This window comes from Streptomyces sp. NPDC037290 (assembly GCF_055603245.1).
Genome location: NZ_JBVJVZ010000009.1, coordinates 183,661 through 209,819 on the forward strand (window position 1 = coordinate 183,661; position 26,159 = coordinate 209,819).

At 72.4% G+C, this 26,159-nt stretch carries 26 protein-coding genes; 17 read left to right on the plus strand and 9 right to left on the minus strand.

Annotated features, from left to right (window positions below; translation table 11 throughout):
• Window positions 1–181: 181 nt before the first annotated feature.
• From ACZ7HQ_RS28805 to polX, 5 genes are all read left to right on the plus strand, one after another.
• A complete protein-coding gene (locus ACZ7HQ_RS28805) occupies window positions 182–856 on the plus strand; it encodes an SGNH/GDSL hydrolase family protein (RefSeq protein ID WP_470995780.1) in 675 nt (224 codons plus the stop codon).
• A gap of 47 nt (window positions 857–903) precedes the next feature.
• Window positions 904–1,545 (plus strand): TetR/AcrR family transcriptional regulator, encoded by a 642-nt coding sequence (locus ACZ7HQ_RS28810; protein ID WP_470995783.1) that lies wholly within the window; start codon window positions 904–906, stop codon window positions 1,543–1,545.
• Window positions 1,546–1,751: 206 nt separating this feature from the next.
• The gene (locus ACZ7HQ_RS28815; RefSeq protein ID WP_470995786.1) at window positions 1,752–5,612 is read left to right on the plus strand and encodes a Pls/PosA family non-ribosomal peptide synthetase; all 3,861 of its coding nucleotides are present in this window, start codon (window positions 1,752–1,754) and stop codon (window positions 5,610–5,612) included.
• A gap of 74 nt (window positions 5,613–5,686) precedes the next feature.
• Window positions 5,687–7,024, plus strand: coding sequence for a M1 family metallopeptidase (locus ACZ7HQ_RS28820; protein ID WP_470995789.1), 1,338 nt, complete (start codon window positions 5,687–5,689; stop codon window positions 7,022–7,024).
• Window positions 7,025–7,033: 9 nt separating this feature from the next.
• Entirely contained in the window at window positions 7,034–8,755 is a 1,722-nt protein-coding gene (gene polX, locus ACZ7HQ_RS28825; protein ID WP_470995792.1) for a DNA polymerase/3'-5' exonuclease PolX, read from the plus strand.
• Between the two features lie 6 nt (window positions 8,756–8,761).
• Here polX and ACZ7HQ_RS28830 read toward each other — a convergent pair whose 3' ends face one another.
• Window positions 8,762–9,073 carry a dsRBD fold-containing protein gene (locus ACZ7HQ_RS28830; protein WP_470996173.1) on the minus strand — a complete coding sequence of 104 codons (312 nt, stop codon included), beginning with the start codon at window positions 9,071–9,073 and terminating at the stop codon, window positions 8,762–8,764.
• Window positions 9,074–9,159: 86 nt separating this feature from the next.
• Here ACZ7HQ_RS28830 and ACZ7HQ_RS28835 point away from each other — a divergent pair, with 86 nt between their 5' ends.
• Window positions 9,160–9,534 carry a YchJ family protein gene (locus ACZ7HQ_RS28835; RefSeq protein WP_470995795.1) on the plus strand — a complete coding sequence of 125 codons (375 nt, stop codon included), beginning with the start codon at window positions 9,160–9,162 and terminating at the stop codon, window positions 9,532–9,534.
• 10 nt (window positions 9,535–9,544) lie between these two features.
• Here the strand turns inward: ACZ7HQ_RS28835 and ACZ7HQ_RS28840 are convergent, their stop codons facing one another.
• Window positions 9,545–10,246, minus strand: coding sequence for a FadR/GntR family transcriptional regulator (locus ACZ7HQ_RS28840; RefSeq protein ID WP_470995798.1), 702 nt, complete (start codon window positions 10,244–10,246; stop codon window positions 9,545–9,547).
• Window positions 10,247–10,387: 141 nt separating this feature from the next.
• On the opposite strand from ACZ7HQ_RS28840, the gene ACZ7HQ_RS28845 reads away from it, so the two are divergent.
• The 4 genes from ACZ7HQ_RS28845 to ACZ7HQ_RS28860 are packed head-to-tail and all read left to right on the plus strand — an operon-like array spanning window position 10,388 to window position 14,146.
• A complete protein-coding gene (locus ACZ7HQ_RS28845) occupies window positions 10,388–10,906 on the plus strand; it encodes a gluconokinase (RefSeq protein WP_470995801.1) in 519 nt (172 codons plus the stop codon).
• A 39-nt stretch (window positions 10,907–10,945) separates the two neighbouring features.
• A complete protein-coding gene (locus tag ACZ7HQ_RS28850) occupies window positions 10,946–12,343 on the plus strand; it encodes a GntP family permease (RefSeq protein ID WP_470995804.1) in 1,398 nt (465 codons plus the stop codon).
• 10 nt (window positions 12,344–12,353) lie between these two features.
• Window positions 12,354–13,112, plus strand: coding sequence for an SDR family oxidoreductase (locus tag ACZ7HQ_RS28855; RefSeq protein WP_470995807.1), 759 nt, complete (start codon window positions 12,354–12,356; stop codon window positions 13,110–13,112).
• Window positions 13,113–13,126: 14 nt separating this feature from the next.
• Entirely contained in the window at window positions 13,127–14,146 is a 1,020-nt protein-coding gene (locus ACZ7HQ_RS28860) for an L-idonate 5-dehydrogenase (RefSeq protein ID WP_470995810.1), read from the plus strand.
• 4 nt (window positions 14,147–14,150) lie between these two features.
• Here ACZ7HQ_RS28860 and ACZ7HQ_RS28865 read toward each other — a convergent pair whose 3' ends face one another.
• From ACZ7HQ_RS28865 to ACZ7HQ_RS28875, 3 genes are all read right to left on the minus strand, one after another.
• The gene (locus tag ACZ7HQ_RS28865) at window positions 14,151–14,777 is read right to left on the minus strand and encodes a cytochrome b/b6 domain-containing protein (protein ID WP_470995813.1); all 627 of its coding nucleotides are present in this window, start codon (window positions 14,775–14,777) and stop codon (window positions 14,151–14,153) included.
• Entirely contained in the window at window positions 14,761–15,489 is a 729-nt protein-coding gene (locus ACZ7HQ_RS28870) for a molybdopterin-dependent oxidoreductase (protein WP_470995816.1), read from the minus strand. Before ACZ7HQ_RS28870 ends, ACZ7HQ_RS28865 begins: the two co-directional genes overlap by 17 nt.
• Window positions 15,490–15,597: 108 nt before the next feature.
• Window positions 15,598–16,566 carry a hypothetical protein gene (locus tag ACZ7HQ_RS28875; protein WP_470995819.1) on the minus strand — a complete coding sequence of 323 codons (969 nt, stop codon included), beginning with the start codon at window positions 16,564–16,566 and terminating at the stop codon, window positions 15,598–15,600.
• 325 nt (window positions 16,567–16,891) lie between these two features.
• Here ACZ7HQ_RS28875 and ACZ7HQ_RS28880 point away from each other — a divergent pair, with 325 nt between their 5' ends.
• From ACZ7HQ_RS28880 to ACZ7HQ_RS28895, 4 genes are read left to right on the plus strand one after another with little or no spacing between them, the layout of a single operon-like run.
• The gene (locus ACZ7HQ_RS28880; RefSeq protein ID WP_470995822.1) at window positions 16,892–17,788 is read left to right on the plus strand and encodes a DMT family transporter; all 897 of its coding nucleotides are present in this window, start codon (window positions 16,892–16,894) and stop codon (window positions 17,786–17,788) included.
• A gap of 24 nt (window positions 17,789–17,812) precedes the next feature.
• On the plus strand, window positions 17,813–18,328 hold the full coding sequence (locus ACZ7HQ_RS28885; RefSeq protein WP_470995825.1) for an NUDIX hydrolase: 516 nt from the start codon (window positions 17,813–17,815) through the stop codon (window positions 18,326–18,328).
• A 21-nt stretch (window positions 18,329–18,349) separates the two neighbouring features.
• Entirely contained in the window at window positions 18,350–18,742 is a 393-nt protein-coding gene (locus tag ACZ7HQ_RS28890; RefSeq protein WP_470995828.1) for a YidH family protein, read from the plus strand.
• Window positions 18,730–19,065 (plus strand): DUF202 domain-containing protein, encoded by a 336-nt coding sequence (locus ACZ7HQ_RS28895; protein WP_470995832.1) that lies wholly within the window; start codon window positions 18,730–18,732, stop codon window positions 19,063–19,065. The genes ACZ7HQ_RS28890 and ACZ7HQ_RS28895 overlap by 13 nt, the downstream gene beginning before the upstream one ends.
• Before the next feature lie 187 nt (window positions 19,066–19,252).
• Here the strand turns inward: ACZ7HQ_RS28895 and ACZ7HQ_RS28900 are convergent, their stop codons facing one another.
• Entirely contained in the window at window positions 19,253–20,206 is a 954-nt protein-coding gene (locus ACZ7HQ_RS28900; protein WP_470995835.1) for an NADP-dependent oxidoreductase, read from the minus strand.
• Window positions 20,207–20,320: 114 nt separating this feature from the next.
• On the opposite strand from ACZ7HQ_RS28900, the gene ACZ7HQ_RS28905 reads away from it, so the two are divergent.
• The 3 genes from ACZ7HQ_RS28905 to ACZ7HQ_RS28915 all read left to right on the plus strand — a co-directional run bounded on the left by ACZ7HQ_RS28905 (window position 20,321) and on the right by ACZ7HQ_RS28915 (window position 23,032).
• On the plus strand, window positions 20,321–20,620 hold the full coding sequence (locus tag ACZ7HQ_RS28905) for a hypothetical protein (protein ID WP_470995838.1): 300 nt from the start codon (window positions 20,321–20,323) through the stop codon (window positions 20,618–20,620).
• Between the two features lie 168 nt (window positions 20,621–20,788).
• On the plus strand, window positions 20,789–21,811 hold the full coding sequence (locus ACZ7HQ_RS28910) for a phosphotransferase family protein (protein WP_470995841.1): 1,023 nt from the start codon (window positions 20,789–20,791) through the stop codon (window positions 21,809–21,811).
• Between the two features lie 6 nt (window positions 21,812–21,817).
• On the plus strand, window positions 21,818–23,032 hold the full coding sequence (locus ACZ7HQ_RS28915) for an acyl-CoA dehydrogenase family protein (protein ID WP_470995844.1): 1,215 nt from the start codon (window positions 21,818–21,820) through the stop codon (window positions 23,030–23,032).
• Window positions 23,033–23,087: 55 nt separating this feature from the next.
• Here ACZ7HQ_RS28915 and ACZ7HQ_RS28920 read toward each other — a convergent pair whose 3' ends face one another.
• Genes ACZ7HQ_RS28920 through ACZ7HQ_RS28930 form a run of 3 tightly spaced genes read right to left on the minus strand, consistent with a single transcriptional unit; the run spans window position 23,088 to window position 26,157 of the window.
• Window positions 23,088–23,681 (minus strand): TetR/AcrR family transcriptional regulator, encoded by a 594-nt coding sequence (locus ACZ7HQ_RS28920; RefSeq protein WP_470995847.1) that lies wholly within the window; start codon window positions 23,679–23,681, stop codon window positions 23,088–23,090.
• Between the two features lie 26 nt (window positions 23,682–23,707).
• A complete protein-coding gene (locus tag ACZ7HQ_RS28925; RefSeq protein WP_470995850.1) occupies window positions 23,708–25,387 on the minus strand; it encodes a class I adenylate-forming enzyme family protein in 1,680 nt (559 codons plus the stop codon).
• Window positions 25,384–26,157, minus strand: coding sequence for an SDR family oxidoreductase (locus ACZ7HQ_RS28930; protein ID WP_470995853.1), 774 nt, complete (start codon window positions 26,155–26,157; stop codon window positions 25,384–25,386). Before ACZ7HQ_RS28930 ends, ACZ7HQ_RS28925 begins: the two co-directional genes overlap by 4 nt.
• Window positions 26,158–26,159: the final 2 nt, after the last annotated feature.

A 26,159-nucleotide genomic window follows, 5' to 3' on the forward strand; every position in this document is an offset into this window, starting at 1 on the left:
GAAGCAGTCGCGCAGGTGGTCTGGGTCTTCTTTTTTTGTTTCGGCCCCCCCCCCCCCCCCCCCCCCCCCCCCCCCCCCCCCCCCCCCCCCCCCCCCCCCCCCCCCCCCCCCCCCCCGCTGCGTTGTCGCGCGCCCAGGCGGCACCTTGACACTACATACGACCGACCGCATTCTTTGTTCCATGCCTTCGACACCCCTCACCGAGGAGACCGACCCGTTCTGCCTGGCCACGGTCGACGCCGCGGCGATGCTCTTCGACGCCCCCTGGCGGCGCTACGGCGTGATCGGAGACAGCCTTTCCGCGGGCACGGGAGACAGGACCGCCGGCTACGGCGACCAGGGCTGGGCCGATCGGTTCGCGCACATCCTGCGGCAGGTGAGGCCCGATCTGGCCTACCTGAACGCGGCGGTGATCGGCGCCACCACGGCCGACACCCTCCACCACCAGCTCGACGGCATGCGGGACTTCGCCCCGGACCTGCTGCACATCCCCTGCGGCGCCAACGACCTCGTGCGCCGCGCACCGGACTTCGGCGAGATCGAGCAGAACATGCGCAGGATGTACGACCTGGCGGCCCGGACGGGCGCCCGGCTCACGACGTTCACCCTCGGCCGCTCCTACGTCGTGCCGGTCTTCCCCGACTGGACCGAGCGCGTCCTCAGGCTGAACGACATCACGCGCGCCCTCGCGGGCGAGTACGGCGCCGTCGTCGTCGACATGTGGGACCACCCGGTCAACGCGCGGGAGAACCTGCTGAGCGGGGACCGCATCCACTTCTCCACGTCGGGCCAGGCCGTCATGGCGAGCGAGATGGTCAAGGCACTGGCCGCCACCCTCGCGCACCGCACCCCCTGAGCGCCGGGCCGGCGGGGCGGAACACACAAAAAGGTACGCTCGGCCGTATGGGCACTGAGGAGCGGGCCTTCGCCACGCGTGCGGACAGGGCCTCGATCACCGACAAGCGCCTGCTCAGAGGTGCGCGGGCGCGCGAGATCGTACTGCGGCGCGCCGTCGACATCGCCTCACTCGACGGGCTGGACGACGTGAGTTTCGGCCGTCTCGCGACCGACACGGGCATGAGCAAGGCGGGCATCCAGACGCTCTTCAGGTCCAAGGAAGTGCTCCAGCTCGGGACCATCGACTACGCACGCGACCTGTTCATCGACACGGTCGTCCGTCCGGCGAGGTCAGCGGCTCCCGGGGCCGAACGGCTGCGTTCCCTGGTCGAGCACTGGATCGACTACGCCACAGCCCCGCTGTTCGAAGGCGGTTGCTTCCGCGTCGCCAACATCGCCCGTTTCGACAGCAGGCCGGGAGCGGTCCGCGACGCCCTGCTCCGCCATCAGCGGGAATGGCTCGACACCATCGAGAGGGAGCTGCGCAGCGCCGTCGAGGCCCGTGAAGTCGCGGACGTCGACATCGACCTCGCGGTCTTCCAGATCGACTCCGTCCTCTGCGCGGCCAACACGGCGCTGCGCCTCGGGGACGAGGACGTCGTCTCCAAGGTGCGCCGCACCGTCGCAGCTCTCCTGAAGGCACCCTGAACAGCTTGTGTCCGGCCCCTGACGGTGTGTGTGGGGCATGTCTCGTGCGCTCAGAAGATCCGCAGGTCAGCGGGCAGGGGTCGGCGCGCTTCCGTCACCCGGACGGTCCTCCCGGGCGGCTGGAGGAAGGAGCGGCCCCTAACGTCGTACTAATATTTCCGGCTTGTTACTCATTGTTACCCAGCCGGACCCACCGTGAGGACCCGATGGCAGCCATAGACGAGAGCAGTGCTCTCGGCCTGCTCGACGAAGAGATCCGCACGCAGTTCGGCGACAGCGCACGCTTCTCCGCCGGGCCCGCGGCCTCGCCGCGCACGCTGGTCGATGTCTTCGACGCGACCGTGCGGTCCCATCCGGACGAGCCCGCCCTGGACGACGGTACGACGAGTCTCAGCTACCGTGCGCTGGCCGGCGAGGTGGAGCGGCTGCGGCGGCGGCTCGCGGCCGCCGGTGTGGGGCTCGGGGACCGCGTCGGGGTGCGGGTGCCCTCCGGGACCAATGAGCTGTACGTCGCGATCCTCGCCGTGCTCGCCGTCGGCGCCGCCTACGTCCCGGTGGACGCCGAGGACCCGGACGAGCGGGCCGAGCTGGTGTTCGGGGAGGCGGAGGTGCGGGCCGTCATCGGGGCCGGGCACTCGCTCACCGTCCAGGGCACTCCCGGCGCCCCCGCCGCCCGTCCCGGCACCGGGCACGACGCCTGGATCATCTTCACCTCCGGGTCCACCGGGAAGCCCAAGGGTGTCGCCGTCACGCACCGCAGCGCCGCCGCGTTCGTGGACGCCGAGGCGGCCCTGTTCCTCACGGAGGAGCCGATCGGGCCCGGCGACCGGGTCATGGCGGGTCTGTCCGTGGCCTTCGACGCGTCCTGCGAGGAGATGTGGCTGGCCTGGCGGTACGGCGCCTGTCTGGTGCCCGTGCCCCGCTCGCAGGTCAGGAGCGGTGCCGATCTCGGGCCCTGGCTGGTCGAGCAGGAGATCACCGTCGTCTCGACCGTGCCCACGCTGGCCGCGCTCTGGGAGCCCGAGACGCTCAACGACGTACGGCTGCTGATCTTCGGTGGCGAGGCGTGTCCGCCCGAGCTGGCGCAGCGGCTGGTCACCGAGGGGCGCGAGGTGTGGAACACCTACGGGCCGACCGAGGCGACCGTCGTGGCCTGTGCCGCGCTGATGACCGGTGAGGAGCCCGTCAGGATCGGGCTGCCGCTGAACGGCTGGGAGCTGGCCGTGGTCGACGAGGCCGGGGAGCCGGTGCCGATGGGTGGCAGCGGGCAGCTGGTGATCGGCGGGGTCGGGCTCGCGCGGTATCTCGACGCCGGGAAGGACGCGGAGAAGTACGCGCCGCTCGAGTCGCTGGGCTGGGAGCGGGCCTATCGCAGCGGTGACCTCGTCAGGGCGGATCCGGAGGGGCTGGTCTTCCTCGGGCGGGCCGACGAGCAGATCAAACTGGGCGGGCGGCGGATCGAGCTGGGTGAGGTGGATGCCGCGCTGCAGGCCCTGCCCGGGGTCGCCGGAGCCGCGGCCGCCGTGCGCACCGCCCGCAGCGGCAATCAGCTCCTCGTCGGTTACGTCGTCACCCAGGACGGCTGGGACCGGGCGGCCGCCGTCGAGAAGCTGCGCGCCGCGCTGCCCGCCGCGCTGGTGCCGCTGCTCGCGCCCGTCGCCGAGCTGCCGACCCGTACGTCGGGGAAGGTGGACCGGAACGCGCTGCCCTGGCCCCTGGAGGGCGTCGAGGCCCCGAGGGCCGAGCTGTACGGCACCGAGGCCTGGCTCGCCGAGCAGTGGGCGGAGGTGCTGGGCGTGGCGGTGACCGGTGCCGGCGACGACTTCTTCGCGATCGGCGGCAGCAGCCTTGCCGCCGCCCAGCTGACCACGCGGCTGCGCACCCGCTACCCGAGCGCCGCCGTCCTCGACATCTACCAGCACCCCACGCTGCGCAAGCTGGCCCGGCGGCTGGAGGCCTCGGCGCAGGACGACGGCGCGCGGCGGACGGTCGCGCGGGTGCCGCTGCGCGCCCAGGTCCTGCAGCTCTTCCTGCTCGTCCCGCTGACCACGCTGCTCGGGCTGCGCTGGACGCTGGTCCTGGCCGCCCTCGGCAACCTGCTGCCCGCCCACGCCTGGCTGCCGACCGCGCCCTGGTGGCTGGTGGCGGCCGGTGCGCTGCTGTTCTTCACCCCGCCCGGCCGGATCGCGCTCGCGGCGGGCGGGGCACGGCTGTTGCTGCGGGGCCTGGCACCCGGACGGTATCCGCGCGGCGGGAGCGTGCATCTGCGGCTGTGGACCGCCGAACGGCTGGCCGAGGTCAGCGGGGCCACCGCCCTCACCGGATCCTGGCTGGAGCGGTATGCGCGGGCGCTGGGCGCCAAGGTCGGCCAGGACGTGGACCTGCACTCGCTGCCGCCGGTCACTGGCATGCTCAGACTGGGCCGGGGCGCGGCCGTCGAGTCCGAGGTGGACCTGTGCGGGTACTGGCTGGACGGCGACCGGCTGGAGATCGGCCCGGTGAAGGTCGGCGCGCACGCCACCGTCGGCACCCGCAGCGTGCTCTTCCCGGGCGCCCGCGTCGGCAAGCGCGCCGAGGTGGCACCCGGCTCGGCGGTCGGCGGGCAGGTGCCGACCGGTCAGCGCTGGGTGGGCGCGCCCGCGGTCAAGCTCGGCAAGGCGAAGCGCAACTGGCCCAAGGAGCGACCGCGGCGGGGCACGTACTGGCGGGTGATGTACGGCGTGGCGGGCCTCGGGCTCGGCGCCCTGCCGCTGCTCGCGGGGGTCGCCGCGCTGCTGGTCGCCGGGGTCTTCGTGGCGCCCGGCAGCTCACTGGTCCAGGCCCTGCGCGGGGCGGCGCTGGGGCTGGTCCCGGCCACGCTCGCCTACGGGCTGGCGTACGCCCTGCTGATCCTCGTCGGCGTACGGCTGTTCAGCCTGGGGCTGCGGGAGGGCACGCATCCGACGCACAGCCGGGTCGGCTGGCAGGCGTGGACCGTGACGCAGCTGATGGACCGGTCCCGCGAGACGCTGTTCCCGCTGTACGCGGGGCTGGTCACGCCGGTGTGGCTGCGGCTGCTGGGCATGCGGATCGGGCGGGGCGCCGAGGTGTCCACCGTGCTCGCGCTGCCGAGCCTGACCACCGTCGGCGACGGGGCGTTCCTCGCCGACGACACCCTGACGGCGCCGTACGAGCTGGGCGGCGGCTGGGTGCGGATCGGGCGTGCTCAGATCGGGCGGCGGGCCTTCCTCGGGAACTCCGGGATGACCGCGCCGGGCCGGAGCGTGCCGGACGGCGGCCTGGTCGGTGTGCTGTCGGCGACGCCGAAGAAGGCGAAGAAGGGCACCTCGTACCTGGGGCTGCCGCCGGTGAAGCTGCCGCGCAGTGCCGCGGGCGGGGATCAGAGCCGTACCTATGAGCCGCCCGCCCGGCTGCTGTGGGCGCGCGGACTGGTGGAGCTGTGCCGGATCGTGCCGGTGCTGTGCAGTGCGGCGCTGGCCGCGGCGACGGTGGCGGCGCTGTGCGCGCTGGGCCCGTGGGCGTGGGCGCTGTCGGGTGGGGTGCTGCTCGGGGCGGGGTGCGTCGCGGCGGTCGTCTCCGTCGTCGCGAAGTGGCTGCTGGTGGGCCGGCACCGGGCCGGGGAGCATCCGCTGTGGAGTTCGTTCGTGTGGCGGGACGAGCTGGCGGACACGTTCGTCGAGGTGCTGGCGGTGCCGTGGCTGGCCGGGGCCGTGCCGGGGACGCCGGTGATGACGGCGTGGCTGCGCGGGCTCGGCGCGCGCATCGGCAGAGGCGTGTGGGTGGAGAGCTACTGGCTGCCCGAGGCGGATCTGGTGACCCTGGAGGACGCCGCCACCGTCAACCGGGGCTGCGTGCTGCAGACACACCTCTTCCACGACCGGATCTTGCGGACGGATACTGTGGTCCTCCGTGCGGGCGCCACGCTGGGGCCCGGCGGGATCGTGCTGCCCGGCAGCACGGTCGGGGCCCGTACGACCCTGGGTCCCGCGTCGCTGGTGATGGCCGCGGAGTCCGTCCCGGACGACACCCGCTGGCTCGGCAACCCGATCGAGGCATGGCGTTCCTGAGCGCGGGCCGCGAGGGGCCGGTGCGCGGGGCACCGGCACGCAGTGGTGGCACAGCGCAGGGAGCAGACACAGCAGTGGCAGTTCAGCAGTCGGCCGGTCCGGACCCGTACTTCCCGGACAACGGTGACGCCCGGTACCGGGTGCACCGCTACGAACTCGCGCTGGACTACCGCCCGGGCCCGAACCGGCTGTCCGGCACGGCCCGGATCAACGCCATCGCCGGCCCGGCGCCGCTCGCCGAGTTCCAGCTCAACCTGGCGGACTTCAGGATCGGCCGGATACGGGTGGACGGCCGGCAGCCGCACTACACGCACCGGGGCGGCAGGCTGCGGGTGAAACCGGTCAAGCCGCTGCGGGCCGGGGCCGCCTTCACCGTGGAGGTGCACTGGTCCGGCAATCCCCGGCCGGTGCCCAGCCCCTGGGGCGGGCTCGGCTTCGAGGAGCTGGCGGACGGGGCGCTGGTGGCGAGCCAGCCGGTGGGGGCGCCGTCCTGGTACCCGTGCAACGACCGGCCCGCCGACAAGGCGTCGTACCTGATCTCGGTCACCACACCGTCCGCGTACGCGGTGGTCTCGGGCGGGCGTCTGCTGACCCGTACGACGAAGGCCTCGACGACCACGTGGGTGTACGAGCAGTCCGCGCCCACGTCCAGCTATCTCGTCGGCCTGGCGATCGGCAGGTTCCAGACGGTCCTGCTGGGCGACCCGGGGCCGGGCGGTGTGCCGCAGCACGGGCACATCCCGGCCCATCTGCTGCCGCGGTTCTCCCGGGACTTCGCACGGCAGCCCGCGATGATGGAGCTGTTCCAGGAGCTGTTCGGGCCGTACCCGTTCGACGAGTACGCGGTCGCGGTGACCGAGGAGGAACTCGATGTGCCGGTCGAGGCACAGGGGTTGTCGCTGTTCGGCTCCAACCACGTGGACGGGGCGCGGGGTTCGGAGCGGCTGGTGGCGCACGAGCTGGCGCACCAGTGGTTCGGCAACAGCGTGTCCATCGCCGACTGGCGGCACATCTGGCTGAACGAGGGCTTCGCCAAGTACGCGGAGTGGCTGTGGTCCGAGCGCTCGGGCGGCCGCGGCGCTCAGCAGCTGGCCGCCGCCGCGCACCGGCTGCTGTCCACGCTGCCGCAGGACCTCAGGCTGTCCGATCCGGGCCGCAGGGCGATGTTCGACGACCGGCTCTACGAGCGGGGTGGTCTGGCCCTGCACGCGGTGCGCTGCGCGCTGGGCGACGACGCGTTCTTCCGCATGCTGCGCGCCTGGGTGCGGCTGCACCGGAACGGGTCGGTGACGACGGCGGCGTTCACCGAGCACGTGGCCCGGTTCGCGGACGAGCCGGTGGACGGGCTGTTCGAGACGTGGGTGCACGGGACGCAGCTGCCGCCGCTGCCGGTGCTCCGCGAGGTTCCCTAGACTTGAGGGGTGGCCCGGCCCAATGAGGAGGTCGAGGCGCTCCTCCAGGAGTACGCGGACCTCATCGCGATCACGGGAGGCGACGCCTTCAAGGCGCGCGCCTACGAGAAGGCGGCCCGTGCCATCGGCGGGTATCCGGCCGACATCGCGCAACTGGACGCGGACGGGCTGAAGGAGATCCCGAACGTTGGCCGGTCGATCGCCGACAAGGTGATCGAGTACCTGCGCACCGGGAAGATGGCGGTGGTCGAGGAGCGCCGGGCGAGGATCCCCGCGGGGGTCCGGGAGCTGATCACGATTCCCACGCTGGGCCCGAAGAAGGCGCTGCGGCTCTACGAGGACCTGCACATCTCGTCGGTGAGCGAGCTGGCCGCGGCGATCGAGGCGGACGCGCTGGCCGATCTGAAGGGCTTCGGCGAGAAGACGCAGGACAACATCCGGCACGGCATCGAACTGCTCCAGCGGGCGGGCGCCCGGGTGCCGCTGTCGCTAGCCCTGGACACCGCCGAGGCGATCGTCGCCGAGCTGTCCGGGGTGACCGGCTGCAGGCGCTGTGACCACGCCGGTTCGCTGCGCCGCATGCGGGAGACCGTGGGCGACCTGGACGTGCTGGTCGCGGCGAAGCGGTCGGAGCCGTTCATGGCGGCGCTGTGCGAGCTGCCGGCCACCGCGGAGGTCATCGCGCGGGGCTCGAAGAAGACCTCGATCCGCACCGCGAAGGGGCTCCAGGTGGACCTGAGGGTGGTTCCGCCGGAGTCGTGGGGTGCCGCGATGCAGTACTTCACCGGCTCCAAGGCGCACAACATCCGTACCCGCACCATCGCCGTGCACCAGGGACTGAAGCTCTCCGAGTACGGCCTGTTCGACGCCGAGAGCGGTGACTCGCTGGCCTCCCGCACCGAGGAGGAGGTGTACGCCCGGCTCGGGCTGCCGTGGATCCCGCCTGCGCTGAGGGAGGACCGCGGGGAGATCGAGGCGGCCCTGCACGGCGAGCTGCCCGAGGTGCTGACCGAGAAGGACATCCGCGGTGACCTGCACACCCACACCGACCTCACGGACGGGCTCGCCCCGCTGGAGGAGATGGTCGCGGCCGCCGCCGAACGCGGTTACGCGTACTACGCGGTCACCGACCACGCTCCCCGCCTGTACATGCAGCGCATGACCGACGAGAAGATCCTCGCCCAGCGCGAGCGGCTGCGGGAGCTGGACGGCTCCCACCACCGGATGCGGCTGCTGCACGGCACGGAGCTCAACATCGATCCGGACGGCGAGGTGGACTGGCCCGCGGAGTTCCTGGCCGGCTTCGACCTGTGTGTGGCCTCGCTGCACTCGCACTTCGACCTGGACCGCACGGCCATGACCCGGCGGCTGGTGCGGGCCTGCGAGAACCCGTACGTCAACGTCATCGGGCATCCGACGACCCGGCTGCTCGGCAAGCGGCCGGGCGTCGACGCCGACTGGGACGAGGTGTTCGCCGCGTGCGCGCGCACCGGCACCGCGCTGGAGGTCAACGCCCAGCCGGACCGTCTGGACCTGCGCGACGAGGACATCCTGCGCGCGAAGGAGCACGGGGCGAAGTTCGCCGTGAACACCGACGCGCACTCCGTCCCGCACCTCGCGCAGCTGCGCTACGGCGTGGGCACCGCGCAGCGCGGCTGGCTCACCCGGGACGACGTCGTCAACACCTGGCCGCTGACCCGGCTGCGCCGGTTCCTGCGCAAGGGCCGGTGAGGGTGGTCATTCCCGGGTCAGCCACAGCGGCGTGGCGTTCTCGGTGTCGGCCGCTCCCACCGCCTTGATGTCCCCGTTCGCGGCCCGCAGCAGGATCCGGCCCATCGCGATGAGCGCCCGTCCGGCTGCGAGTTCGTCGCCGATCTCCGGTACGTCCGGGTCGTACGGGTTGCGTCGGGCCTCCGCATGGCTCTCCAGGACGTTGTCGCCGGTGTCCAGGACGATCCGGGCGGTGGTGTCCGGGTCGTGCTCGGAGAGATACAGGTTCAGCCGCCATTCCTTGATGGCCGGGGGATGGCTGGACATGGGTCGGGTCATCATGCACCTCCCTGGGCTGGGCTGCCCTTCCACTGTGCACCTGGCCCCCCGCGGACGCCTCCCCTGGTACGGGCACAATGTCAGGCATGACCTCGCGCACCTGCCCCTGTGGGCTGTCCCAGCCCTACGACGCCTGCTGCGGCCGTTTCCACGCGGGATCCGCGAGCGCGCCGACCGCCGAACTGCTCATGCGGTCGCGGTACAGCGCGTTCGTGACGGGGAACGCGGGGTATCTGCTGCGCACCTGGCATCCGCGGACCCGGCCCGAGCGGCTGGAGCTCGACCCCCGGATGAAGTGGACGGGCCTGGAGATCCTGGACACCGCCGACGGGTCCGCCTTCCACAGCGCGGGCTCGGTGACCTTCCGTGCCTCCTACCGGGGTGGTTCGCTGCACGAGCGGAGCCGGTTCGAGCGGGTGGACGGGGCGTGGGTGTACGTGGACGGGGAGTTCCTGGACTGACGGGCGCCGACTAGGGCGCCAGGATGTCCAGTTCCTGGAGGGCGCCCGCGGTGATCTCCCTGGTCAGCTGTTCGGCGCGGGCCGCGTCGCCCGCGCGGACCGCCTCGGCGACCTGCACGTGCAGGGTGACCGCCGCCGGGTCGGGGTCCTCGAACATGACCTCGTGATGGGTGCGGCCGGCCAGGACCTCCGCGACGACGTCGCCGAGCCGGGCGAACATCTCGTTGCCGGAGGCGTTCAGGATGGCCCGGTGGAAGGCGATGTCGTGGACCAGGTACTGCTCCAGCTTGTGGCCCCGTGAGTTGGCCACCATGCCGAGTGCGCACTCGGTGAGTGAGGCGCACTGCTCCGCCGTGGCATGCCTGGCGGCGAGGCCGGCCGCGACGGGTTCGACGGCCGAGCGCAGCACGGTCAGCGAGCGCAGCTGGTGCGGGCGGTCGGCGCCCGCGAGGCGCCAGCGGATGACCTGCGGGTCGTAGACGTTCCACTCCGACTTGGGGCGGACGGTCACGCCGACCCGGCGGCGGGACTCGACCAGGTGCATGGACTCGAGCACGCGGACCGCCTCGCGCATCACGGAGCGTGACACCTCGAAGTGCTGTGCGAGTTCGTCCGTGCGCAGAACGCTGCCCGGCGGGTACTCGCCCGCGGTGATCGCGGGGCCGAGGGTGTCCAGTACATGGCCGTGCAGCCCCCGGCCCGGTGTGGTCATGCACTCAGCGTACGGCGTGGATCACAGAGTCAAAAAGTCAGACTTAAACGTCACAGAGTCTTGAATTCGTCGTACCTAATGGGTTTCAGTGTGGCGACGCCGCCGTGGCGTCGGATGTCGAGGAAGACAGCGAGGCAGTACATGCGAACCCCCCAGGTCGTCGTCGTGATGGGCGTCGCGGGGACGGGCAAGACCACGATCGGTCCCCTGCTCGCCGCGCGGCTGGGCGTCCCGTACGCCGAGGGCGACGACTTCCACCCGCAGGCCAACATCGACAAGATGTCGGCCGGCTCCCCGCTCGACGACGCCGACCGGTGGCCCTGGCTGGACGCCATCGGTCACTGGGCGCACGGACGGGCCGGGCTGGGCGGGGTGGTCAGCAGCTCGGCCCTGAAGCGGTCGTACCGCGACCGGCTCAGGGCCGCCGCTCCCGGAGTCGTGTTCGTGCACCTCACGGGCGACCGGAAGCTGATCCAGGAGCGAATGACGCAGCGCCAGGGGCACTTCATGCCGACCGCGCTGCTGGACTCCCAGTTCGCCGCGCTGCAGCCCCTGCAGCCGGACGAGGCGGGAGTGGCCGTGGACGTCAGCGGCAGCCCGCAGGAGATCACCGAACGTGCCGTGCGGGCACTGGACGCGCTTCCCCTCGCATCCGAGTAACACCTCACCCCCGTCCCCCGTAACCGCAAGGGAACCCCCGTGACCAGACTCAGCGTCGAGGTGCTGGCAGCGGACGCACCTCCGCCGATCACCTCCGCCGGACACGCCCAGCTGGGCATAGCCGTCCTGGTGGGCATCGCCGTGATCGTCCTGCTCATCACCAAGTTCAAACTGCACGCCTTCCTGGCCCTGACCATCGGGTCACTGGTGCTCGGGGCGGTCGCCGGAGCACCGCTCGACAAGACCATCACCAGCTTCACCACCGGGCTCGGCTCCACCGTCGCCGGCGTGGGTGTCCTGATCGCGCTCGGGGCGATCCTGGGCAAGCTGCTCGCCGACTCCGGTGGTGCCGACCAGATCGTCGACACGATCCTCGCCAAGGCCGGGGGCCGTGCGATGCCGTGGGCGATGGTCCTGATCGCCTCCGTGATCGGCCTGCCGCTGTTCTTCGAGGTCGGCATCGTGCTGCTGATCCCGGTCGTTTTGATGGTCGCCAAGCGCGGCAACTACTCCCTGATGCGCATCGGCGTCCCGGCCCTCGCCGGCCTGTCCGTGATGCACGGTCTGATCCCGCCGCACCCCGGGCCGCTGGTCGCGATCGACGCGGTCAAGGCCAACCTGGGCGTGACCCTGGCGCTCGGCATCCTGGTCGCCGTTCCGACGGTGATCGTCGCCGGTCCGCTGTTCTCGAAGGTCGCGGCCCGCTGGGTGGACGTCCCGGCGCCCGACCGGATGCTGCCGCAGCGCGCCTCGGACGAGCTGGAGCGCCGCCCCGGCTTCGGCGCGACCCTGGCGACCGTCCTGCTGCCGGTGGTGCTGATGCTGGCGAAGGCCCTGGTGGACATCGTCGTCGACGACCCCGCGAACCGGACCCAGCGGGTCTTCGACGTCATCGGCTCCCCGCTGATCGCGCTGCTCGCCGCCGTGATCGTCGGCTTCTTCACGCTGGGCCGGCCCGCCGGGTTCAGCAAGGAGCGGCTGCAGCAGACCGTCGAGAAGGGCCTGGTGCCCATCGCCGGCATCCTGCTGATCGTCGGCGCGGGCGGCGGCTTCAAGCAGACGCTGATCGACTCCGGCGTGGGCCAGATGATTCTGGACGTCTCCAAGGACTGGTCGATCCCGGCGCTGCTGCTGGCCTGGCTGATCGCGGTGGCGATCCGGCTGGCGACCGGCTCGGCGACGGTGGCGACGGTCTCGGCCGCGGGCCTGGTCGCACCGCTCGCGGCGGACATGTCGACCACGCACGCCGCCCTGCTGGTCCTCGCGATCGGCGCCGGCTCGCTCTTCTTCAGCCATGTCAACGACGCCGGATTCTGGCTGGTGAAGGAGTACTTCGGGCTGAGTGTCGGGCAGACGATCAAGACCTGGTCGGTCATGGAGACGATCATCTCGGTGGTCGCCGGCGGCCTGGTCCTGCTCCTCTCACTGATCATCTAGGGGTACCGGGATGAGCCACCCGCTCTTCGACATCGGCGGCCGTACGGCCCTGGTCACCGGATCCAGCCGGGGCATCGGCCACGCGCTGGCCCGGGGCCTGGCCGAGGCCGGCTGCACGGTGGTCCTCAACGGGCGCGACCCGGGCCGGCTGGCCGAGGCCGCGGCAAAGCTGCCCGGCGTCACGCACACGGCGGTGTTCGACGTGACCGACGGCGCCTCGGTGGCCGCCGGGATCGCGGACGTCGAGGAGCGGGTGGGCCCGCTCGACATCCTGGTGAACAACGCGGGCATGCAACTGCGCGCCCCGCTGCTCCGGTTCACGGACTCCGACTGGCACCGGATCCTGGACACCAACCTCACCAGCGCGTTCCTGGTCGGCCGGGAGGCGGCCGGGCGCATGACCGAGCGCGGCCACGGCAAGATCGTCAACATCTGCTCGCTGCAGAGCGAGGTCGTACGGCCCGGCATCGCGCCGTACGCGGCGGCCAAGGGCGCGCTGAAGATGCTCACCAAGGGCATGTGCGCGGACTGGGCGCCGTACGGCGTCCAGGTCAACGGCCTCGGCCCCGGCTACGTCGAGACCGAGCTGACCCGGCCGCTGGTGGCGGACGAGGAGTTCAGCGCGTGGGTGCGCCGGCGCACCCCGGCCGGCCGCTGGGGCCGTACCGAGGACCTGGTGGGCGGCCTGCTCTTCCTCGTCTCGCCGGCCTCGGACTTCGTGAACGGCCAGATCCTGTACGTCGACGGCGGCATGACGAGCGTGCTCTGAAAGGGGCTGCGGCGATGCTGGGTTGTGTGATCCACGGCGCGGGCGAGCTGCGCGTGACGGAGCTGCCGGTGCCCCGGCCCGGGCCCGGTGAGACCCTGGTGGCCGTCCGCTACGGCGGAATCTGCGGGTCCGACCTGCACTACTGGCGGGACGGCGGGGTCGGTGACTTCCGGCTTGGGGAACCGATGGTGCTCGGGCACGAGGTGGTGGGCACGGTGGTGGCCCACGGCGCCGGGCCCACGGGTCCCGCGCCGGGTACGGCGGTCGCCGTGCACCCCGCCACCCCGTGCGGAGGCTGCCCGGAGTGCGCCGACGGGCGGGCGAACGTGTGCCGGGACACCCGGTATCTGGGCAGTGCGGCCCGCTTTCCGCATGTCCAGGGTGCCTTCGCGGCGCGGATCGCCGTACCGGCCGGGCAGGTGAGGGCGCTGCCGGACGGGCTCGGCCTGCGGCGGGCGGCGCTCGCCGAGCCGCTGTCGGTGGCGCTGCACGCGGTGCGGCGGGCCGGGGACGTGTCCGGCAGACACGTGCTGGTGACCGGGGCGGGGCCGATCGGGTGCCTGGTGACCGCGGCGGCGAAGGCGGCCGGCGCGGCACGGGTGACGGTGACGGACCTGGTGCCCGAGGCGCTCGCCTACGCGGCCGTGGCGGGTGCCGACGCGCTCGTACGGGCCGGCGAGCCGGGCGACGCCGGGTGGCCCGAGGAGGTGGACGTGGCCGTCGAGGCGTCCGGGGCAGCGGCTGGACTCGGCACGTGTCTGCGGCTCGTGCGGCGCGGCGGTGTGGTCGTACAGCTCGGGATGCTGCCGCCGGGGCACAGTCCGTTCGCCGGGAACCTGCTGGTGAGCCGGGAGATCGAGCTGCGCGGCGCGTTCCGCTTCGACGCCGAGTTCGACGACGCGCTGGAACTGCTGGCCGCGAGGGACGAGTTCGACGGTCTGATCAGTGCCGTGGTCCCCGTGGAGGACGCGGAGTCCGCCTTCGCGCTGGCCGCGGACCGGGGGCGGTCCTGCAAGGTGGTGCTGGAGTTCTGAGGAATCACCCACGCCACAAGGGGTGTTCCCGCTCCGCCCACTGTCTGCTCACCGTCCCCGTCCGCAGGCCGCGCCTTGCCTCCGGATCGCCGAGGGCCATGCCGATGTGGCCGGCCAGGACCACGGCGATGGTCAGGGCGAGCCAGTCGTGGACGAAGGTCGCCGAGGTGCGCCACACCAGCGGGGCGAGGTGGGTGAACCACATCATCAGGCCGGTGCCGAGCATGACCAGCGTGGCGCCGGAGATCCACGCGGCGTAGATCTTCTGGCCGGCGTTGAACTTGCCCGCCGGGCGGGAGGAGCGGCGCTTGTCCCGGCTCAGCGCCGCCCACAGCCACGTGCGGTCGTGGGGGCCGAAGCGGTTGAGGAAGCGCAGGTCGGCGCGGAAGGCCCGGGAAGCGAGGCCCAGCAGGACCGGGACGGGCAGGGCGAGCCCGGCGCACTCGTGGATGCGGACGACCAGTTCGCGGCGGCCGACCATGACCGCCAGCTGGGGGATGTAGAGGGCGGCCGCGGTGACCACACAGACGCCCATCAGCGCGGCCGTCGTGCGGTGCACCCAGCGTTCGGTCCGGCTGAAGCGGCGGATGCGGGCGCTGGGCGGGGCCGGGGTGTCAGCTCGTAGGGACATCGGTGCGTCCGTTCGACCGGCCGACCCAGGCGTCGACGTCGTAGCCGAGGTTCTCCCAGTAGCCGGGTTCGACCCGGTCGGTGACCGTGATGCCGGAGAGCCACTTGGCCGACTTGTAGAAGTACATGGGGGCGACGTAGAGGCGGACCGGGCCGCCGTGGTCGTGGGAGATGTCCTTGTCCTGCATGCGCAGGGCGACCAGGATGTCGGGCCGGCGGGCCTGGGCCAGGGTGAGGCTCTCGGTGTAGGTGCCGTCGAAGCAGGTGAAGCGGATCGCCTTCGCGGTGGGGCGGACCCCGGCCGCGTCCAGGAGGTGGGAGAGGCGTACGCCCTGGAAGGGGGTGCCGGGGACCCGCCAGCCCGTGACGCACTGGACGTCCTTGACCAGCCGGGTCTGCGGCAGGGCACGCAGGTCGGCGAGGGAGTAGGCGCGCGGCCGGTCGACGAGTCCGCCGATCTTCAGCTGGTAGTCGGTGGCGTCCAGGTCCGGCACCGACGCGGCGACGGAGTAGTAGCGGAAGCCGCCGCCGTTGGGCAGCAGGCCGGTCAGCCCCGTGGGGTCGTTCCCGGCGACGGCGCCGAGGAAGCCCTCCAGGCCGCGCTGCAGCGTGGGCGCGGCGACGACACCGAGCGCGCCGAGTCCGAGGGTGCCGAGGAAGACACGGCGGCCGACGGGTTTGCCGTGCTGTTCCTCGGGTTGTTCAGCGTTCACGTGTTCATTCGAGCACTCGGGGCCTTTCGGGGCCAGGGAGCCGGGTCACTGGTCAGACTTCCGTAATCTGTCTTACGTACGTCCCTCAAGGCCGGGTGTCTCAGTTCCTCAGTGCCCCAGCGCGCGGGCGCGGGCCGTCCGGAAGGCCGCCAGGGGGTCGGGGTGCGTGTAGGACCAGGGGTCCGGGGTGGCGTGCCGGCCGATGCGCTGGAACAGGGCTGCCGCCTCGGCCGGGCGGCCGGCGCAGGACAGGGCGAAGGCGAGGTGGTTGAGGTCGATGTGCCGGCGGGGGTGTTCGTCGTGCTCCCACTCCAGCCACCAGTCGAAGGCGGCCCGCAGGATCCGGCGGGCCCGCGGCCCTGACCAGTGTCCGCGGTCGGCGGGGGCCAGGCCGGTGGCGGCGAGGACCCGGTGGCGTTCGGCGTGGGCGACGACCGGCAGGACGGCGAGCGGGGAGTCGGCCGGGGCCTCGGCGGCGGCCAGCTCGGCCAGGTCGTACGCCTCGTGGTCCTCGGCCACCCGGCCGCCGGAGGGCCGCTCGGCCAGCCGGGCGAGGAGCAGATGGTGGGCGTGGTGGTGTTCGGGGTGGCGGCGGCGCAGCTCGGCGAAGACGCCGAGCACCTCGCGCTCGGGGCCCAGGGTGCGGGCCAGCTGGAGTAAGCCCAGCCAGGGGGTGGGGTCGGCGGGGGCCCGCGCGGCGGCTTCGGCGCAGGCCTCGCGGGCCCGGTCGGGGTCCTCCTCGCCGCGCAGGGCGCGCTGGACCTGGGCCAGGGCGTACAGGGTGGCGGCGTCGGCGGAGCCGGGTTCGGCCTGCCGCCAGTCGCCGGCCCAGGCCGCGGCGTACGGTTCCCGGGCGAGCACGGTGATGCGGTGACCGCGGCGGTCCCAGTCGTCGCCGGTGTGCCGCAGCAGGGCGCGGGCGGCCTGGCGTCGGCCCTGGGCCAACGCGGCACGCGCGGTGCGCAGTTCGGCGTCGTCGAGGGCGTCGTCGAAGGCTCCGGAGTCGTCCGGGGCGGTGTCGCCGGACGGGTCCGTGGGGGCCCGGGGAGCGCCGAGCACGGGTGGGAGAGGGGGCACCGCGGGACTTCCTGTTCGGGCTGCCATCGACCGATCACGCACAGCAAACCCTCAGCCATGGGTTGCGTCAAGCGGAACAAGGCTGTTGGTGGGTTCAACCAACGCTGTCCACAAGGAACTTGGGGAACTTCACGCAGGTGGGCGAGTGCCTCGCGGGGGTTCTCGGCGCATCGCTGTGGCGTACGCCATGGCGCCGGGCCGCCCGGCCACGGACCATGGCGAGTCAACCGCCCGGTTCCGGGTACTTCCGGGTACATGCAGTCCCGGGAGCGCTACAGTCGGCCACTACACACCCGTGGTTCGGCCGGATGATCGAGGTACGCGCGTGTCCGTTCTGGTTCTCCTTCTCGCCGTGAGTGCTGCCTGCTGCCTGGGGTTCGGATTCGTCCTCCAGCAGAACGCCGCCGAGAAGGCACCACTGAGCGACTTCCTGTCCTTCCGGCTCCTGCTCGACCTGATGCGGGTGCCGCGCTGGCTGGGGGGTCTCGGCCTGATGGTGGCCGGCATGGTGCTCGGTGCCGTCGCCCTCGGCAAGGGCGAGATCTCGCTGGTCGAACCGCTGCTCGCGACCAACCTGCTGTTCGCCCTCGCCCTCTCCCGGCACCAGACCAAGCAGCCCCTGGGCCGCCAGGGGTGGACGGGACTGCTGCTGCTCGCGGGCGGGGTGAGCGCGTTCATCATGGCGGGCCAGCCGCGCGGCGGCAGCGCGATCGCCGATCCGCTGCGGCACTGGCTGATCATCGGCGCGATGGTGGGCGCGGCACTGGTGCTCACGACGTACGGCAAGCGCTCCCGGCTGAGCTGGGGCCCGGTGCTGCTGGCCACCGCCGCCGGGCTGCTGTACGGCGTGCAGGACGCGCTGACCCGGGTGAGCGGCATCCGCTTCTCCGAGGGCGGCTTCACCGAGCTGTTCACCGGCTGGCAGCCCTACGGCGTGCTGGCGTGCGGGGTCACCGGGCTGGTCCTGGTGCAGAGCGCGTTCGAGACGGCCCCGCTGCGCATGTCCCTGCCCGCGCTGACGGCCGCCGAGCCGCTCGCCGGGATCCTGTGCGGGGTCGGCTTCCTCGGCGACCGGCTGCGCACCGACACCGGGGCGCTGGCCTGGGAGGCGGCGGGGCTCGCGGCGGTGGTCGCGGGCATCATGCTGCTCGGGCTGCACCCGGCGATGCCGTGCGGCACGGCGGAGACGGAACCGTCGGCCCGGGACCTGGAGCGGCGCTGAGCGGTGCCCTGCTTGGATGGGGCCATGAACCCCGCAGACGAAATCCTCGACGTCGTCGACGAGAACGACCAGGTCATCGGGCAGTACCCGCGCGGCGAGGTGTACGCGCGCGGCCTGCGCCACCGCTGTGTGTTCATCCAGGCCCGGGACGCGGCGGGCCGGCTCTTCGTGCACCGGCGCACGGCCACCAAGCTGGTCTTCCCGGCCCTCTACGACATGTTCGTCGGCGGGGTCGTCGGGGCGGGCGAGTCGTACGACGAGGCGGCACTGCGGGAGGCCGAGGAGGAGCTGGGGGTGAGCGGGCTGCCGCAGCCGGCCTTCCTCTTCAAGTTCCTGTACGACGACGGGGCCGGAAACGGCTGGTGGTCGGCGGTGTACGAGGTGCGGTGCGAGCTTCCCGTGGATCCCCAGGCGGAGGAGGTCGACTGGCATGACTTCCTGCCCGAGGAGGAGGTCGAGCGACGGCTCGGCGCATGGGAGTGGGTGCCGGACGGGCTCGCGGCGTACGAGCGGCTGAGGGCGTTCCGGAACGGCGGGTGAGGCGCCGGTAGGGTCGGCGGCGTGAGCGAATTCGTACGGAACATCCGGCTGTGGTTCGCGCCCGAGCAGGTGCGCGCCGAGGGCGGCACGCCCGACTACCGGTTCTCGCTGGCCAACGAGCGCACGTTCCTGGCCTGGCTGCGCACGGCGCTCGCGCTGATCGGCGGCGGATTCGCGGTGGACCAGTTCCTGCCGGACCTGCGCTGGGCGTGGCGGGTCGGTCTCGCGCTCGCACTGCTCGGCGCCGGTGTGCTCTGCTCACTGCGCGCCGTGAACCACTGGGTGCGCTGTGAGCGGGCCATCCGGCGTGGCGAGGACCTGCCCGCGTCCCGGTTCCCGGTGCTGCTGAGCCTGGTCGTCGCGGTGGTGGCGGTGGCGATGGTCGTGGTGGTGCTGGTCGGATGGGAGGGGTGAGCCGCACGGTGAGCCCCGGGGACCGGGATCCCGGGCTGCAGCCCGAGCGGACCCGGCTGGCCTGGCGGCGTACGACCCTGTCCGCCGCCGTGGCCGCCGTACTCGCCGTGAAGACCGCGCTGCACGGGCCGGTCTCGGCCGGCCGGGCCGTGGTGTGCGCGGTGTGCTGTGCGCTGTGGCTGGGGTTCCTGTGGGTGGCCCACCGCCGGATCCGCACTCTGGCCTCCGGGGCACGGCCCCCAGCGCTCGCTCCCCGGCACGCGACGGCGGCGGCGCTGTGCGCGGTGGCGCTGGCGGCGTGCGCCGCCGTGCTGGTCGTCTAGCCAGGGCCTGCCCTGGGGCCTGTCGTCAAATTCCCGTCTGCCCCACGACGCCTGGCACGCACTCTCGCCGCACCGGGCGAAAGCCCGAGTACGTCCAGTACGAGGACTTCCGCCCGGCACGCCGAGAGCACGCACCAGACGCCGCGAGGCTGCCCTTCGGGCGACGACGGGAATTTGACGACAGGCCCTAGCCTGCCGCGCCTTCCTCGGTTTCCCAGTCGACGGTGACCACGATCTTCCCCCGGGTACGGCCCTCCTGGTTCAGCCGGTGTGCGTCCGCCGTGCGCTCCAGCGGGAAGGTTTCCTGGACGTGCACGGAGACGGCCCCGGCCTCGGCCAGCCGGGCCAGCTCGGTGAGGTCCTGGGCGTCCGGGCGGACGAAGCAGTAGCGGCCGCCGTAGGCCACCACCTCCGGGTCGGCGATCGACGCCAGCCGGCCCTCCGGGGCGAGCAGGTTGGCCGAGGTCTTCAGCGTGTCGCCGCCGACGGTGTCGAAGACCGCGTCCACGCCCTCCGGGGCGAGCCCGCGCACCCGTTCGGCCAGGCCCTCGCCGTAGCTGACCGGCTCGCCGCCGAGGCCGCGTACGAAGTCGTGGTTGTGCTCGCTCGCCGTGCCGATGACGCGGGCGCCGAGGTGGGCGGCGATCTGGACGGCGAGGGAGCCGACGCCGCCGGCCGCCGCGTGCACCAGCACGGTCTCCCCGCGCCCGGCGTCGAGCGCCTTGACGAGGACCTGGTAGGCGGTGAGCCCGGCGAGCGGGAGTCCGGCGGCCTGCTCGTAGGACAGGTTGCGCGGTTTGCGGGCCAGTGTGCGCACGGGCGCGGCGACGTACTCGGCGAAGGTGCCCCGCGAGAGGAAGTCCTCGCGGCAGTAGCCGATGACCTCGTCACCGACGGCGAACTCCGTGACCGCGGCGCCGGGCCGGACGACGACCCCGCTGACGTCCCAGCCGGGGATCACCGGGAAGACGGCGTCGAGGGCCGCGTCGAGGTACCCCTCGCGGCACTTCCAGTCGACCGGGTTGACGGCCGCCGCACGGACCTTGACCAGCACCTGGTCGGGGCCGACCTTCGGGTCGCGCAGCTCGCCGTACTCCAGTACCTCGGGTCCGCCGTAGCGGCTGTAGCTGATGCCCTTCATGCCCTAGACCCTCCGGGGTACTCGTGCGCCACGCAACCGGTATGTACGGATATATGCCGTTTGCGCGCGTAGCCTGGCCGTCGCCAGAAACCCGTACCCCCGAAGGTGAGCACCATGACCACCCTTCACCAGGAACACACCCGACACGACACGCACAGGCACGGTCCGGGCTGCGGGCACGACGCGGTGCCGCACGGCGACCACCTGGACTACGCGCACGACGGACATCTGCACCGCGAGCACGAGGGCCACTGGGACGAGTGCGAGCCGGCCGGGCACACGGTCCACGAGGGCCACGAGCACGTGCACTACGACGAGTGCGGGCACGCCCAGGTGCCGCACGGTGACCACGTCGACTACCTGCACGACGGGCACCGGCACGCCGAGCACGACGGCCACTGGGACGATCACTGAGCGGTTGCACAGCAGGGCCGACGGCTCCCCGGGCAGCAGACCGGGGAGCCGTCGATCCATCGTGGCACCGGTCACGTTCGGCCTGATGTCGGTCCCATCCACTGGACTACATACCGACCGGTCGGCATCATGAGTCGGGTCCTGTTCACCCGTTCGTAGGAGTGATGTATGAGCGCCGACCACCCGCCCGGACTCGACCTGGACCGGCTGCGCGCCCTGTTCGACCGCGAGCGCCCCGGTCTGGTGACCGGCCCCCTGACCGGCCGGCTGATCGAGGGCGGACGGTCGAACCTCACCTACGCGGTCTCCGACGGCACCTCGAAGTGGGTCGTCCGCCGGCCCCCGCTCGGCCATGTCCTCGCCACCGCGCACGACATGAAGCGCGAGCACCGGGTGATCAGCGCCCTGCACCCGACCTCCGTACCGGTCCCGCGTCCGGTGCTGCTGTGCGAGGACGAGGAGGTGCTCGGGGCGCCCTTCTACGTCATGGAGTTCGTCGGGGGCACCCCGTACCGCACCGCCGGGCAGCTCGCCCCGCTGGGTGCCGAGCGCACCCGGAACGCGGTGCTGTCCCTGGTGGACACGCTGGTCGAACTGCACGCGGTGGACCCCGCCGAGGTGGGCCTCGCGGACTTCGGCCGGCCCGAGGGCTTCCTGGACCGGCAGCTGCGCCGCTGGGGCAAGCAGCTGGACGCGTCCCGCAACCGCGAGCTGGCCGGCATCGACGAACTGCACGCGGCGCTCGGCCGGTCCCTGCCCGCCTCCCCCGCCCCCGCCGTCGTCCATGGCGACTACCGCCTCGACAACGTCCTGATCGGGGACGACGACGAGATCAAGGCGATCCTCGACTGGGAGATGTCGACGCTCGGGGACCCGCTCACCGACCTGGGTCTGCTGGTGATGTACAGCCAGCCGCTGGGCATGGCCGACTCCCCCGTCTCCACCACCGCCGAGGCGCCCGGACACCCCTCCCCGCGGGAGCTGGTCGAGCGCTACGCCGAGCGCTCGGGGCGGGACGTGTCGGCCGTCTCCTGGTACACGGCGTTCGCCTGGTTCAAGCTCGCCGTGATCCTTGAGGGCATCCACTACCGGTACACGCTGGGCCAGACGGTCGGACGCGGCTTCGACCGGATCGGCGACCTCGTGCCCGTCTTCATCGACCACGGACTGACCACTCTTCAGGAAGGCTGACCGGACATGGACTTCGCGTTCGACGCGCGCACCGAGGAGCTCCGGGCCAGACTGCTGGCCTTCATGGACGAGCACGTGTACCCGGCGGAGGCGGTGGCCGAGGAGCAGCGGGCCGCGCTGGCCTCCCCGTGGGACACGCCGGCCGTGGTCGGGGAGCTGAAGGCCGAGGCGCGCCGGCAGGGCCTGTGGAACCTCTTCCTCCCCGACACCGAGTACGGCGCCGGCCTGACGAACCTCCAGTACGCGCCGCTGGCCGAGATCACCGGCCGTTCCCCGCACCTCGCGCCCACCGCGACGAACTGCGCCGCGCCCGACACCGGGAACATGGAGGTGCTGGCCCAGTTCGGCGACGAGCAGCAGAAGAAGCAGTGGCTGGAGCCGCTGCTGGCCGGTGAGATCCGCTCCGCGTTCGCGATGACCGAGCCGGACGTGGCCTCCTCGGACGCCACCAACATCACCACGCACATCGAGCGGGACGGCGACGAGTACGTCATCACCGGACGCAAGTGGTACATCTCCGGGGCGATGAACCCGGACTGCAGGATCTTCATCGTGATGGGCAAGACGGACCCGGGCGGCGCCGACATCCGCCGTCAGCAGTCCATGGTGCTGGTGCCGCGCGACACGCCGGGTGTCACCGTCAGGCGCGCGATGCAGGTCTTCGGCTACGAGGACCACTCCCACGGCGGTCACGCCGAGGTGGTCTTCGACCACGCGCGCGTGCCGGTCACGAACCTGATCGGTGAGGAGGGCGGCGGCTTCGCCATCGCCCAGGCCCGGCTCGGTCCGGGCCGGATCCACCACTGCATGCGGCTGATCGGCATGGCCGAGCGGGCGATCGAGCTGATGTGCCGGCGGGCGGTCTCCCGCACGGCCTTCGGCAAGGCGCTGGCCCAGCAGGGAGTGGTCCAGAACTGGATCGCCGACGCCCGGGTCACCGTCGAGCAGCTGCGCCTGCTGGTGCTGAAGACGGCCTGGCTGATGGACACCGTCGGCAACAAGGGCGCCCACACCGAGATCCAGGCCATCAAGATCGCCACTCCGCGCGCGGTGGTCGGCATCCTGGACCGCGCCATCCAGCTGCACGGCGCGGGCGGGGTGAGCCAGGACTTTCCGCTGGCAGAACTGTACGCGAGCGCCCGTACGTTGATGCTCGCCGACGGCCCGGACGAGGTCCACCAGCGGTCGCTGGCGCGGCGGGAGCTGAAGAAGTACCTGTGAGGGAACGCGGGTGAGGGGCGGTCGCTCTGGGCGCCCGCCCCTCACCCGGTTGCCGTCACGGCCGCAGCGCCCGCAGCAGCAGGTCGGCGAGGTGGTCGGCGACCTGCTGGGGGGTGAGGGGGCCGTCGGGGCGGTACCAGGTGGACAGGTGGTGGACGGAGCCGAAGTGGTAGTCCACCACCAGGTCGGCCGGCGTCGCCGCGGAGAAGACACCCTCCTTCTGGCCCTCCTCGATGAGCGCGCGGAACTGTTCGTGGTAACGCCGGCGCTCGGCGCGGACCTGCTTGTTCTTCTCCGGGCTGAGGTGGTGCATGGACCGGAAGAAGATCATCGCGTCGTCGAGGTTCTCGATCGTCGTGACGACCACGTCCGCCGCGGCGCCTCTGAGCCGCTGCTCCACCGGCGCGTCCATGCCGGCGAAGCGGTCGAGCCGCTCCTGCTGGATGCGCAGCACGCGCGCATACACCTCGTGCAGGAGGTCGTCCTTGGAACCGAAGTAGTGGTACAGCGCCCCCTTGGTGACGCCGGCCGCCTCCACGATCTCCTGCACGGAGGTGCGGTCGTACCCCTGCTCCGCGAAGAGCCGGGTGGCGGCGGCGAGGAGCCGCTGCGGAACGGGCGTCCCGTCTCCGTCCGTCGTCCTGGGCACTGCCGCCACCTGCCTTTCCTCGTCGCCTACTGACCGGCGTTGCTGTTGTCGTGCGCCCGGGAACGCAGTTCCCGACGGAGGATCTTGCCACTCGCCGTTTTGGGCAGGTCGGGCAGGATCTCCACCTGGCGCGGGTATTTGTACGCGGCCAGTCTCTCCTTGCAGTACACCGCGAGTTCATCCGGGGCCGCCTCGGCGCCCGGACGCAGGCTGATGAAGGCCTTGACGGTCTCGCCACGATAGCCGTCGGGGACGCCGACGACGGCCGCCTCGCGCACCGCCGGGTGGGTGTACAGCACGTCCTCGACCTCGCGGGGCCACACCTTGAAGCCGGACGCGTTGATCATGTCCTTCTTGCGGTCGACGACGTACAGCCAGCCCTGTGCGTCCATGAAACCGATGTCACCGGTGCGCAGCTCACCGTCCGGGAAGCTCTCGGCGGTGGCTTCCGGGCGCCGCCAGTAGCCGGGGATCACCTGGGGCCCTTGGACGACGATCTCGCCCTGCTCCCCGAAGGGCACCTCCGCGCCCTGCTCGTCCACGATCCGGACGAGCGTGTCGGCGCCGGGTACGCCCACCGACAGCGTCCCGGAGACGGGATCCACGGGGGCCTCCAGGCCGGGCGGGACGGCGGCGCACGGGCCGGAGCACTCGGTGAGGCCGTAGCCGACGCGGATGTAGGGCCCGAAGCGCTCGCGGAACCTCTCCACCAGGGCCGGCGGCACGGGCGCGCCGCCGGAGGACAGGTTCACGAACGAGGCGAAGTGCCCGGGGCCCGCGTCCGGGTGGGCGGCGAGCGCCATGTAGGCGGTGGAGGGGCCGACCGTGTAGTGCGGGTGGTGCTCGGCGAAGGCCTCCAGGACGAGGCCTGGCTCGAAGCGGTACGTGAGCACCAGGGTGCCCGCGCTGTTCAGACAGGCCGCGAACTGGCACACCATGCCGGTGATGTGGAACAGCGGCGCGAGCCCGTAGTAGACGGGCGCCTCGGGCAGCGCGAGCCCCGTCCGCTGCCGCTCGGCGTTGTGCATGATGTTGCCGTGCGTGTTGGTGGCGCCCTTGGGGGAGCCGCTGGTGCCGGAGGTGTAGCTGATCAGCGCGATGTCGTCCGGGCCCGGAGCCAGGCCCTCGGGCGCCTTGCCGCCCTGCCGGGCGACGGCCACGAGGTCGTCGGCGTCCGGCGCCTTGGGCAGCCGCTCGAAACCGAGCACGCGCGCGTCGTCGCGCGTCTGGAAGTCCAGCTCGCAGGCGGTGAGCACGACCCGCACGGGCGAGTCGGCGGCCGTGGTGCGCAGATACGATTCCCAGGCCCGGTCGGAGCAGACCAGCGCGGCCACCTCGCCGTCCCGCAGGACGTGCCCGACCTCGCCCGACTTGTACATGGGGTTGACCGGGACGACGGTCGCGCCGGCCTTCCAGGCGCCGAGGACCGCGAGCACGAAGTGCGGCGAGTTCTGCAGCAGGACGGCCACCCGGTCGCCCGGCTCCAGCCCGCGCGCGGCCAGGTGGGCGGCGACGGAGTCGGTCAGCTCGTCCACCTCGCGGTAGCTGAGCCGGGCGTCGAAGTATGCGAGGAAGGTGCGGTCGGGCGCCGCGGCGACGGCGGCCCGCAGAGCGTGCACGAGGGAGTCGGCGGGGTCGACCGGGGCGCGCTGGGCGTCGTCGAGCAGGGCCAGCCAGGGCCGGTCCGCGTACCGGGGAGCGGTCACCGTGCCTCCTCCCACTTGCGCTGGAGGTGGTTCATCCCGCTCAGCCAGCGATCGGGCTCGGCGGCCCGCGCCTGGTAGTACTCGGCCACCTCGGGGTGCGGCAGGATCAGGAAGCGGTCCTCCTCGATGCCCCGGAACAGGGCATCGGCGACGGCCTGCGGCTCGATCGCGGTCGGCTGCAGCACCAGGTCCCCGGCGCTGCCGGTCGCGGCGAGCATGTCCGTCCGCACGCCCTGCGGACAGATCGCGTGCACCTTCAGGCCCCGGTGGCGGTACGTCAGCGACAGCCACTCGGCGAAGGCGTGGGCGCCGTGCTTGGTGACGCTGTAGGAAGGTGCGCCGATCATGGTGAGGAGCCCGGCGGCCGACACGGTGGACACGAACCGCCCGGCGCCCCGCTCCAGCCACCCGGGCAGCAGCTCGTGCGCCGCACGGACGTGCGCCATGACGTTCACGTCCCAGGACACCGCCCAGGACCTCTCGTCGAGCGGCCCGCCCGCGTCGCCGTCCTCGAAGGCGACACCGGCGTTGGCGCAGTAGACGTCGACCGTGCCGCCGAGCGCGTCCCGGGCGTCACCGACGATCGCGGAGGCGTCACCCGGCACCGCGATCCCGCCGATCTCCTCGGCGACCGCCTTTGCCTTCTCGGCATCCAGGTCGTTCACGACGACCCGGGCCCCCTCGGCGGCGAACCGCCGGGCCAACGCGGCCCCGATCCCGCCGCCGGCCCCGGTGACGACCACTCCCGCATCCTGCACGGCTTCCACCATCG